Here is a 10,603-nt window from a genome sequence, read left to right on the forward strand (position 1 = left end):
AGACCACCATCTGGAACCGCAATGCTTTGACTACTTGCTGACTAGGGCCTGCAGGTGAGTGCTGAGCAGCCGCACGTCTTTGGCCGTGTTCTGGAGGCCGTTCCAGTTGCGTTCCTCGCCATTCGAGAACTTCCACGTGCCGCCGGGAGTCCAGGCGACGTGCTTCTCGAGTCGGCGCAGGCTGATACGAATCTTGTCCCAGTTGACCTTGTCGTAGTGGACGCCTGTGGTGAGCTGATCCATTACATAGCCCATGGCCTGGATGCCCACGCCATGAGTCAGCCTGGAATCCTTGGGAGGCTTGTTCCACGCATCCTCGAAGAGGTTCTCGACTGCTGTCCAGAAGCCCAGAAGGTGCGCCAGCATCGCCTCCTCGTCCCCGGAGCCGTCCTCGGCATTCCGGTACTGGAAGAGGGCACCCTCGTAGATGCTGTGCTCCAACATCCTCAGAATGCTGTTGTCCTTGATATTGCCGGTAGGCGACGTGGGGCTGCTGATCCTTCCGCAGAAGGGGCCGTCTCCCATGTTCAACATGACCATGATCTTCGCGGCGAGCTGGCGGCGCGCGTACGAGCGCGGCAACTTGGCGGTGGTCTCCGGCAGGAGTTCGTACACGAGCCCCTTGGGCAGTGGCTTGGTCGAGTTGACCAAGATGAACTGCGACCGCTGCTCTTCCTGAGACGCAATGAAGCCGACAGCCGCGATGGGGAACTCTGCCAGGTCGGCGTCCCTGATCGCTGCGCTGCGCTGCTGACCGTCCACGAGCCAGGCCGGCTTCTCGTCGTCAGCCAGTGACTCGTCGACCGGGATGATCAACTCGCCGGGGATTGAGTAGCTCACGCTGCCGCCGCGAACCGCAGGTTCGAACGTGACGCGATCATCGAAGCCGAGAACCAAGGCGTTGGGGAGCATCGCGCCCTCGGACTCAAGGTAGCGGCGGATCGAGCGGATGTGGCTCAGGACCTCAGGCCGCTGGTACCCCTGCAGCTTCCTCTGGCTGTCGCGGCGGATGCGCGAGACGGCTGCAAAGTCTTCCAACTTCTTGCCGTCGACAGCGAAGCAGTAGATCTCCTTGTCGCCTTGGAGCACCTTGAGGGCGGGAACCTTCAGAACGTAGCGGTCGGCCACATCATCTCCTGTTTGAGTTACTTTGAGTGCTGTGCGCGGTCTGGGCGATTATGTGAGCGGCAGCTTGCGCATCTTAGCTTCGAGCACAGTCATGTTATGGAATCCGCGACGCTTGTTTCTCTCGGTTCCGCGGAAGATGACCATGTCGATCTTGTGCTTCTTGCAAAGTTCACACCGGCAGCGATCCCAAGGACGGTCGACAAGAGTTTCTCTGTAGTCGTCGACCTTCTTTAGCTTCTTGGCGTCACCGATGAGGGCGTGATAGGCGCGCAAAGCATCGATGACCTCCTGCACGTCGAAATCCTCATCGTCTCTATATTGGCGCAGCAGTTTGAGGCATTCACGTTCAGCTTTGATTGCCGCTGACTGCGAAACCACACCCGCCAAGATCAGCCGCTTTAGAGTAGGGTTTCCATCAACTTGGGGAACCCTAATTGCAACGTAAGAACCATCGGCGGTGTGATAGTTATTCTTCTCATCCATGAAGGCTTGCCGGAATGCCGATGTACTATCGAAACTAGTGACGTGATAATCGGCGAAGCGTTCCATGCTGTCGATACGGGTAATTCCGAGAAGATGGAAGCCGACGTCATGCTTGCGAATCTTGGAAATTTCCTCAAGGCAAGCAATGATTTCCGGCGTCTTCAGCGGAACCATGCCCCCCAAGGCGATGCGCTTGTAGCCCATTTTCTGAAGTTGCACGACACTATCCGCGTAGCTGGCCGGACTCCAGCCCTGCGCTGCGCCGACTGGCTCCAGATGCAGTTTCCCGGCAGTGATCAGGCTATTGTGACTTTTAGTGGCCTTGAAGAACTTTTGCGCATAGTCGAGTGACAGCTCGCGACGCGTTCGCCACGCCTCATCGACCTCCTCGTCGGGAGCGTCAGGCCGGTACCCGAAGATCACGTGGTCGATACTGATTCCCGCATTGAATCGACACTCAGTGTAGTAGTGGAGAACTTCAGGAGTCTCGTAAGGCGGGCGCTCTTCGTTGATGTAAGTGAAGGATCCGCAGTCGCCTAGGCTCTCCATCGGTTCAGGCAGCCCGAAAAAGGTTCTCACACCGTCGCGATAAAGCCGCGCCCTCTGAGGGGCGCTGTACTTCCCGGCTCCCTTAATTGACCCATCTACGATGGCCTTGCTGACCAGTATCCCGTCGTAAGGGGCCGGCTTCACTGCCTGATGGGCATACAAGTCGTCCCGCTGACGATGGCGCTCATCGGGGTACTCATCGTGGATAAAGTCATACCTGGGATAGATCTGGTCTTGACTATCAGGGAAGTAGAACTTCACGACGCGCTCGTCCTTGACTGGAGGTAGATGCGAATCAAAAGGTTCGTTAGGTTGCTGATATGGCGCGGCAAGTTCTGGAGTTCATTCCACGGGGTGTTGAGTTCCGGCCAGCGCCCCTTGGTCCATCGGCAGTGTGGCGCGATGAACGCCAACTCGGCCTTAGCCCTCTCATAGGCTTCCGGCGAACCTGGTGCTGCGTCGGCTAGCACGCGGTCCATGACTCGGTCCATCAGTCGCCCCATCGAGCGGATGCCGACGCCGTGCATGAGGCGGCTCTTGGTAGGAGACACGCCCCAGGCGTCAGGGAAGGTGTCTCGCACAGCACTCCAGTATGTGACAAGAATGTTGCGCATTGCTTCAGTGTCGACCGTGCCGTTCGAGAGATTCTTGTACGGGAACAATGCACCCGATGGTTTGAGGGACTCCTCAATAGCCGAGATCAAGCTATTGTCCTTCACCACAGCGTTGGACCGTTTATCCGTGATGGTTGACGCCTGCTTGATCAGTCCCTTGAAGGGAGAATCAGCGTCCTGGTTCAGAGCACTCACCAAGACGGAAGGCAGCTTCTTCGCGGACAGCTTCGTCGGGAGTTTGGTATGCACCTCGGGGAGGAGTTCCGTCACCAGGCTGCCGGGCAGGGGCGACACGGTGTTGACGCGGAGAAACTGATCACGCTGTACTTGAATGTCCTCAGCCACGAAGCCAGCCACTGTGACAGGCAGCTTGGACCGCCGAGTACGTGCGAGGGCAAGGCTTCGCTGCTGACCGTCCACAATGAAGGCAGGCCTGGGCGCGGTTGACGAATCCGGCAGGGGAATCTCCAACGTCCCGATCGTGGAGAGGCCGTCCGTACTGTTCGGCCCGCGGCTCCCCCGGAACCGTACCGAGGTGGGCAGAGCAAGGATGAGGCCGTTAGGGAACAGCACGTTCTCGCTGTCGAGGTATTCCAGGATCTGATTCACATGCTGCTTCTTTTCCGCCCTCTGGTACCCGAACAGTCTGCCTGCCTCGTCCCGAGAAATCCGGGCCACGTCGGCTACGCGGTCAATCTCTCCCGCTTCGAGCGCAAACACATACAGCGGGATACCCGGATTTTGCTCGATCCGAAGTGCCCTGCGGCGGATGACGTTTTCTGTCACCGTTCCCCCATGGTCCTCTTGTATAGATTCGCAAATCTGCTTTGCTCACAGGCTTTGCCGTCATCGCGCAAGGCTCGCAGTAGCCGTGTGCGGGAGACGCCTGGCAGCTTCGCTGTCTCCCGCTTGATGAAGACGATCACGTCTTCATCCGACATGGGCTGTCGGTTGTACTGCTCTGGCTTCGTGATGGCTGCCGCCCACTCGTTCCACGCCTTCTGCGTGGCCGGCGAGATGAGAGTGCCGTCCTTGGAGTGTTGGAGCCACGACTCAGCCATACGCACATTCAGGCTCGTCAACGTGCCCCCCAGGGCATGGCGCAGCCCAGCGTCGGAACGAACTCGGTGGATTCCAGGGATCTCGCGCAAGCCGCCAATGAGAAGCGCCTCACCCCCGAGGGCTCCAAGAGCTAGGAGTTCCTCCTCCATGGCGCTTGCATAGATTTCGGACAGCGCCATGAGCACCGGCCCCCGCTGGCCGAGTTCCTGGAGTTGGGCTTGGCCGGATCCCGCTTGGAGTTGGCCCCACCACTGGGCATTCTCCGCAGCAGATGTAGCTACGGAGTCGGCGTGCCGCGTGCTGAACGTTGCAGCATAGGCAGGCGCAGTCTGCGTCTTCGGCTCCACCGGCTGCAGGCCCAGCCCTGCCGATGCCACCCACAGTTGCGTCCTGAAACCCGCAGCCGAGGCAGCCACCGTCAGTCGGCGAGCCCGGGTCCAGTGATCACCGCGGTAGAGGTCCGTGAGCGAGGGCAGGGAGGCTCCGCCGCGTGCGGTCGCTGTCTGGATGCGCTTCTGCCAGTTACTGGAGCGTTGCTTCACGCTGCCCTTCGGCAAGTTCCTGGCGCACAGAGCCGCGTCCGGCGTATCGACCTTGCGGTCAGTGCACGTAACCACCAGCGATAGTTGCCTCACGCAGCTCGACTCCTGACAGCCATAACTAGTACCTGATGGCGGTTACTCTACCTGCCAGTTATCACGCTAGGCTGCACGCGTACACGATGGTCTAACTAGGGAGTAAGGCATGGGACGTCCTGCGATCGTTTTGCTGAGTGGCGGTCTGGACTCGACCACGGTTCTGGCCATCGCGAAGGACCAGGGCTACACGCCGTACGCCCTTAGCTTCCGGTACGGCCAGCGCCACAGCGTGGAGCTTGAGGCCGCGAAGCGCGTGGTCGAGGCCCAGGGCGTCGCACGGCACGTCATCGCTGACATTGACCTGCGCGTTTTCGGTGGCTCCGCACTGACCTCCGACATTGACGTGCCCAAGCACGACTCCCTGGACCACACCGAGGAAGGCGGCGTGCCGATCACCTACGTGCCTGCACGCAACACGATCTTCCTCTCGTTCGCTCTGGCGTACGCCGAAACTGTCAACGCCAGTGACATCTTCACTGGTGTAACTGCGGTCGACTACAGCGGTTACCCGGACTGCCGCCCCGAGTACATCGACGCCTACACCAAGATGGCCAACCTGGCGACCCGCGCCGGCGTCGAAGGCACGCAGAAGCTCACCATCCACTCGCCGCTCATGGAGATGTCGAAGGCGGACATCGTGCGCGAGGGCCTGCGTCTGGGCGTGGATTACTCCATCACCTCGAGCTGCTACGACCCCGACGAGCAGGGGCGCGCTTGCGGTCACTGCGAGACCTGCCTGCTGCGCCTGAAGGGCTTCGCCGAGGCTGGTACCACCGACCCCGTGCAGTACCAGGACGCGTGAGAATGACCTATCTGGTCAAGGAGATCTTCTACACCCTCCAAGGCGAGGGCAGTCACGCGGGCCGCCCAGCGGTCTTCTGCCGCTTCTCACGCTGCAACCTGTGGACGGGGCTGGAGAAGGACCGCCACCGCGCCATCTGTCAGTTCTGCGACACCGACTTCGTGGGCACCGACGGCGAAGGCGGCGGCAGGTTCGCCACGCCCGATGACCTCGCTGACGCCGTTGAGAAAGCCTGGCCTTCGGCGTCCGCCGAGTATCGCTTCGTCGTGTGCACGGGAGGCGAGCCGCTCCTTCAACTCGATGAAGCAGCGATCGAGGCCCTACATGCCAGGGGCTTTGAGGTTGCTGTCGAGACGAACGGCACGCGCGTGCCGCCAAAGGGCATCGACTGGCTGTGTGTAAGCCCCAAGATCGGCTCCGAACTCGTCGTCACCAAGGGCGACGAGTTGAAGCTGGTCTACCCTCAACTGGGCGGAGACCCTGCCCAGTTCGAAGCTCTGGACTTCAGGTTCTTCCGCCTTCAAGCAATGGATGGCCCTGACTTGGAGGCCAACACCCGTGCAGTGGTCGACTACTGCATGAAGAACCCGCGCTGGATCCTCTCTCTCCAGACGCACAAGTATCTGGGAATTCAGTAAATGGAAATCTTTCGCGAGTTCAAGTTCGAAGCGGCACACCGTCTGCCGAACGTCCCGGAGGGCCACAAGTGCTCCCGGCTGCACGGCCACTCCTACAAGGTGATCGTGCACGTCGAGGCGCCCGTTGATCCCGAGGCTGGCTGGGTCATGGACTTCGGTGACCTCAAGCGGACGTTCAAGCCGATCGAGGCACAGCTTGACCACTACTACCTGAACGACATCGAGGGCCTGGAGAACCCGACCAGCGAGGTCCTGGCCCGCTGGATCTGGGAGCGCCTCCAGCCCAATTTGCCGGGCCTCTCGGCTCTGACGGTTCGAGAAACATGCACGTCGGGCTGCACATACCGGGGCGAGTGAGCATGCACGACATCCAAAACGAGACCGACGCTCGGGGCATCGAACTCGACAAGGTCGGTATCGACGGTGTCCGATACCCCGTGAGCTTCGAGGACGGCTACCTCCGCCAGGAGGGCATCGCCGACTTCGAAGTGACGGTGAGGCTCCAGCACGATCGGCGTGGCACGCACATGAGCCGCATGGTTGCTCTCGTGCACGAGCACCTGCAGCGGTTCAATCCTCGCCAGTTGCCGACTGTCCTCAAGACCGGTGCGGATCTCCTGGATGCGCCCGCCATCACTGTGGCGATGGCGATGCCCATCAGCACGACCGTGGTCGCCCCGGCGAGTGGCCGTGAGTCGAAGCAGGTTCACGACATCCGTATCGAAGGGCATTGGGACAACGGCGATGTGACGGTGAAGACGGCCGTCACCACGGAGGTGACCAGCCTCTGCCCGTGCTCCAAGGCCATCTCCGACTATGGCGCGCACAATCAGCGCAGCCAGGTCACGCTCACCGTGACCGGCCAGGGCGATACCCCGTACCCTCTGCCGGTTCAGAGCGCCGTGCGGTTGATTTCGTCCTGCGCTTCGGCTCCGGTGGTGCCGTTGGTGAAGCGCGCCGATGAGCGCGTCCTGACCATGCAGGCGTACGACAGTCCGGTGTTCGTCGAGGACATGGCCCGCACGATCAGCGCCTCCTGCCGGGATCGGGGCCTTCGGCACGCAGTGAGCATCCGCAACCTGGAGAGCATCCACAGCCACGACGCCATCGCCTTCACCGCTGGCTAGCCCAAGCCCACGGCATCTAGCCCGCTGCCTATCTGGCCCGGCCCCTGTGCACCGCACGGGGGCCGGGCCAGTTTTCGTGCGCTCTGCAGTCTTGAACGCCCGTGCCGGGGAGTATCGGCTTGCGTTCCGTAGACTCGATCTTGGCGCGGGGCCGTCTGGGGAGCAGCACTCTTGATGACCCGTAGCAGGCCCTCACCGTCAACTGTGCTCGGCTACCGCCGAGATGGCCGTCCGATCTATCCCGTGCTCGGTGCTTCCGCCGATGACTCTTCGAACGATGAGACCTCTGTCAGCCTCAGCCAGAAGCACCTGAGCACGCTGATGGCCCGGGAGAAGGACCAGGGCGGGCGGGCTGCTGTCCGTACTCTGATCGACAAGCTGGGCTTCTCGAGTGCATCGGCGCTGGAAGAGTTCATCATTGGCGCCCGCGAGTCGGAGCAGGAGCGGCTCACTGAGGCGCAGCGGCGAGAGCAGTTGCTCGTGGAGCGCGAAGAAGCTGCAGCCGCTCGGGAGGCCGCGGCGCTGGCACGGGAGCAGGAAGCAGTTCGTCGGACAGTTCTGGCCAGCGCCGGTGTCGCCGGGTATGACCTCGATGACGCTGTGGCTCTGCTGCGCGTACCAGAGGGCGCCGATGATGCTGTCCTCAACGATGCGGTCCAGGCACTGCAGGACCGCCGGCCCGAGCTGTTCGCCCGCCCGACGCCCCACACGAGGCCCGGAACATCTGCGGCCGCGCCTGGTGGTGCCCCTGCATCGGTCCCTCCTGCCCGTCCCGGGTCTGTTGAACGCAAGGCAGGCGCGGCGGGACTGGAGATGGCCCGCCGGCGCGGACTGCTCTCGGCAACCGAATGATCCAGTTGGTCTGACAGACCGCGCTCTTGGGGACCACGCCCCATCTCCTCGTGGACGGCTCCACCATCCGGTGAGTGCGCGACCGCACCGCATCACCAGGAGGACGGCTTGAACATCCAGCCGTACACCACCTCCGTGACCGTCACCGCCAATCGGGACTGGCTTGCGTCCCGGCACGGCACCGACTCCACGGAAACCATCACCCTCGACCTGACGAAGCTCACCAAGAACACCCACTACGTCGAGCCGACCGCCACCCAGCCGCACGGCTACATCCGCTCAGGCGTACCTGTCGGACGCGTCACCGCCTCCGGGCTCTTTGGCGCATACGATCCCGCGGCAAAGGACGGCCGCGAGGTGTTCGCCGGCCTCGTATACGCCGAGGCGCCGTTCACTCCCGGCGTCACCAAGGTCCCGGCAGCCCTGTTCTGGCACGGCACCGTGAACGCAGCGAAGATCCCAGGCGGTATTGACCCGGCCAAGATCGCTCCGAGCCTGGCCGGGGCGCAGATCCGCTTCCTCGGGGCGGTGAGCGCGTGAGTGTCGCCGACCTCCTGAAGAGCGTCTCCGTCGCCGACCTGACGGTCTACGCACGTACGATCCCGAACCCGAGCGACTTCCTGCTCACCCAGATGGTGTTCGCCGAGGCCAAGGTGCAGGATGTGAAGTGGCGCATCCGGCAAAGCAAGCGCCGCGTGAACGCCGCCTCGTACCGGGCGTACGACACGAGCGTGCCGTTCGCGAAGCGGCAGGCCGAGTCCACGCAGACCGAAGGCACCCTGCCGGCGCTCGGCCAGAAGCTCCTGGTAGGCGAGATGGAGCAGCTTCTCCTGGACGCCTCGCGTGGCGCTGACGAGGACCGGCTGGTGGAGCTGCTGTACGACGATGTGGAGCGACACGTCGAAGCAATCCGCTCTCGCCTCGAACTCGCAGCTGGTGACGTCCTGTTGGACGGCAAGTTCACCCTCACCGGAGAGAACGGCCTCACGGTCGAGGCCGATTACGGCGTCCCGCAGGCCAACATGCCGACGGCACCGAAGCCGTGGTCTGACCCTGCGGCGGACCCGATCGCGGACGAGCTGCGGTGGATCGACTATCTCGACTCCATCGGCGCACCGGCACCGGAGATGGTGCTCACGTCCCGCAAGGCGTGGTCGCATCTGGCGTCGAACGGCGCCTACAGGGCGGCCTACTACGGCACCCCGGCAGGCGGGCAGACCCCGACTGCGACGTTGAACCCGCAGCAGATCAACTCGGTGCGCGGCAACTACGGTCTGCCGCCGGTCACGTTCTACAAGGCTCAGGTGTGGCAGGACGACGTATCCAAGCGGGTGCTGCCGGAGGACCGGTGGATCATGCTTCCGCCGGACCGCGCGAAGTGGGGCCAGACCCAGTACGGCACCACCACCGAGTCCCTGGCCCTCTCCCGTGGCACGAACCCGCAGATCGAGCGGGAGGACGCCCCCGGCATCGTCATCACCCGCGACGTCGAGGACGACCCAGTGCAGATTTGGACCAAGGGTGCCGCCGCGGCGATGCCGGTCCTGTACTCGCCGGACTGCCACATCACGGCCACCGTCCTGTGAGCGCCGCCGTGAAGTCGCTCGGCCTGCTCGCCGCGAGCGTCCATGTTCTCGACCCGGTCGAGCGCATCCCCGTGGTGCTGCTCGCCGGCGAGCCTGTGACGGACCCGGCGGTGGCCGAGCAGATCACCAACCCGCGCTGCTGGGAGGGCGGACAGCCGCCTGCTCAGACCAGCAAACCATCCGCCCGGAAGGCGAATCCCGCCTAGGGCCGACCCGCGCGGCGGGGAGGAGCAGATGCCGTGTCTCTTCCCCGCCGCCTCTTCGAGGAGCTGTGTGAACAGCGATGTACTGCGCTGGCTCCAAGCCCAGCTCGGGCCCGACACCGATGCCCGCGACCTCACCAGCCGATACGAGCGGCTGAACTCCGCCAAGTCTGTCGCCCTGGAGGTGCTCCACGAACGTCTGGCCGCACTCGTCGCCGAGCCACTCAAGGTCACCGTCAACGGCGTCGCCACCATCGACAACTCCGCCAACGTCTCAGCTCTGGAACGCCGCGCTGCGCAGATACTCGACGAGACAGCCCCCGACGAGGCACCCGTCGCACGGCATGACCTTCTGACGACCGTGCCGTTGAGTGCCCGGCCCAGGCGGTGAACACCCCGCCCTAGCACCATCGGCCGCGCTGCCACCAGCCAACTTCCTTACGTACGGAGGGTGTCGGCCTACAGCCATCCGCAGCGCATACGTCCTATGGTGTGTGCTCTATGAGGCATGCACCGCGTGGTGCGTCGGGGAGGCGGTCATGTCCGAGACGAACGAGACGCTGCACGACCGGTTCATCGAGCTGGCGGACCTCCCTGCGGAGGGCTCCGTCGTAGACCTTGGCTGCGGTGCCGGCCCTGCTCTGGCCGCCTTCGCACGGCGGCACCCCAAAGCACGGGTCATCGGCTTCGACCGGGAAGTCGAGTCACTGGCAAAGGCTCGGGAACGGCTTCGCAACCACGGCGGATCCGTTCAGTTGGCATCCGCTGACCTGCGCGAGAAGCTGCCACTTGATGACGCGAGTGTGGACGCGGTCATTTCCTCGAACGGGTCTTGTCCCCGATGAGTGGACACCTGTTCGTTTCGTTATGCGGCAAATGTCAGGGGAGCTGACTGCTGTTCGTAGGCGATCGGTGCCTGCT

At 63.1% G+C, this 10,603-nt stretch carries 14 protein-coding genes; 10 read left to right on the top strand and 4 right to left on the bottom strand.

Going from position 1 to position 10,603, the window contains the following annotated elements:
• Positions 1 to 30 precede the first annotated feature (30 nt).
• The 4 genes from dbpB (ACGFYH_RS33450) to ACGFYH_RS33465 are packed head-to-tail and all read right to left on the bottom strand — an operon-like array spanning position 31 to position 4,471.
• Complete coding sequence (dbpB, locus tag ACGFYH_RS33450) at positions 31 to 1,128, bottom strand: DGQHR domain-containing protein DpdB (protein WP_393806928.1); 1,098 nt, start codon at positions 1,126 to 1,128, stop codon at positions 31 to 33.
• Positions 1,129 to 1,176: 48 nt separating this feature from the next.
• Positions 1,177 to 2,421 (bottom strand): tRNA-guanine transglycosylase DpdA, encoded by a 1,245-nt coding sequence (dpdA, locus tag ACGFYH_RS33455; protein WP_393806929.1) that lies wholly within the window; start codon positions 2,419 to 2,421, stop codon positions 1,177 to 1,179.
• Positions 2,418 to 3,560 (bottom strand): DGQHR domain-containing protein DpdB, encoded by a 1,143-nt coding sequence (gene dbpB, locus ACGFYH_RS33460; protein WP_393806930.1) that lies wholly within the window; start codon positions 3,558 to 3,560, stop codon positions 2,418 to 2,420. The genes dpdA and dbpB (ACGFYH_RS33460) overlap by 4 nt, the downstream gene beginning before the upstream one ends.
• A complete protein-coding gene (locus tag ACGFYH_RS33465; protein WP_393806931.1) occupies positions 3,557 to 4,471 on the bottom strand; it encodes a hypothetical protein in 915 nt (304 codons plus the stop codon). The genes dbpB (ACGFYH_RS33460) and ACGFYH_RS33465 overlap by 4 nt, the downstream gene beginning before the upstream one ends.
• A gap of 109 nt (positions 4,472 to 4,580) precedes the next feature.
• On the opposite strand from ACGFYH_RS33465, the gene queC reads away from it, so the two are divergent.
• The 10 genes from queC (at position 4,581) to ACGFYH_RS33515 (ending at position 10,527) form a co-directional block, all read left to right on the top strand.
• Entirely contained in the window at positions 4,581 to 5,276 is a 696-nt protein-coding gene (queC, locus tag ACGFYH_RS33470) for a 7-cyano-7-deazaguanine synthase QueC (protein WP_362758311.1), read from the top strand.
• 2 nt (positions 5,277 to 5,278) lie between these two features.
• Positions 5,279 to 5,914 (top strand): 7-carboxy-7-deazaguanine synthase, encoded by a 636-nt coding sequence (gene queE / locus ACGFYH_RS33475; RefSeq protein WP_393806932.1) that lies wholly within the window; start codon positions 5,279 to 5,281, stop codon positions 5,912 to 5,914.
• A complete protein-coding gene (queD, locus tag ACGFYH_RS33480) occupies positions 5,915 to 6,271 on the top strand; it encodes a 6-carboxytetrahydropterin synthase QueD (protein WP_289929097.1) in 357 nt (118 codons plus the stop codon).
• 2 nt (positions 6,272 to 6,273) lie between these two features.
• Positions 6,274 to 7,041, top strand: a complete 768-nt coding sequence (locus tag ACGFYH_RS33485) for a GTP cyclohydrolase I FolE2 (protein WP_393806940.1) — start codon at positions 6,274 to 6,276, stop codon at positions 7,039 to 7,041.
• Between the two features lie 204 nt (positions 7,042 to 7,245).
• The gene (locus ACGFYH_RS33490) at positions 7,246 to 7,893 is read left to right on the top strand and encodes a hypothetical protein (protein ID WP_393806933.1); all 648 of its coding nucleotides are present in this window, start codon (positions 7,246 to 7,248) and stop codon (positions 7,891 to 7,893) included.
• 108 nt (positions 7,894 to 8,001) lie between these two features.
• Entirely contained in the window at positions 8,002 to 8,433 is a 432-nt protein-coding gene (locus ACGFYH_RS33495) for a head decoration protein (protein ID WP_393806934.1), read from the top strand.
• Complete coding sequence (locus ACGFYH_RS33500; protein ID WP_393806935.1) at positions 8,430 to 9,479, top strand: major capsid protein; 1,050 nt, start codon at positions 8,430 to 8,432, stop codon at positions 9,477 to 9,479. The genes ACGFYH_RS33495 and ACGFYH_RS33500 overlap by 4 nt, the downstream gene beginning before the upstream one ends.
• An 8-nt stretch (positions 9,480 to 9,487) precedes the next feature.
• Entirely contained in the window at positions 9,488 to 9,685 is a 198-nt protein-coding gene (locus tag ACGFYH_RS33505) for a hypothetical protein (protein WP_393806936.1), read from the top strand.
• A 67-nt stretch (positions 9,686 to 9,752) separates the two neighbouring features.
• Positions 9,753 to 10,073: a hypothetical protein gene (locus tag ACGFYH_RS33510; RefSeq protein ID WP_393806937.1), complete on the top strand. Its 321-nt coding sequence runs from the start codon at positions 9,753 to 9,755 to the stop codon at positions 10,071 to 10,073.
• Between the two features lie 148 nt (positions 10,074 to 10,221).
• Entirely contained in the window at positions 10,222 to 10,527 is a 306-nt protein-coding gene (locus ACGFYH_RS33515) for a class I SAM-dependent methyltransferase (protein ID WP_393806938.1), read from the top strand.
• The last annotated feature ends 76 nt before the right edge of the window (positions 10,528 to 10,603 follow it).

It is taken from the genome of Streptomyces sp. NPDC048392 (assembly GCF_043200575.1).
Lineage (GTDB): Bacteria > Actinomycetota > Actinomycetes > Streptomycetales > Streptomycetaceae > Streptomyces.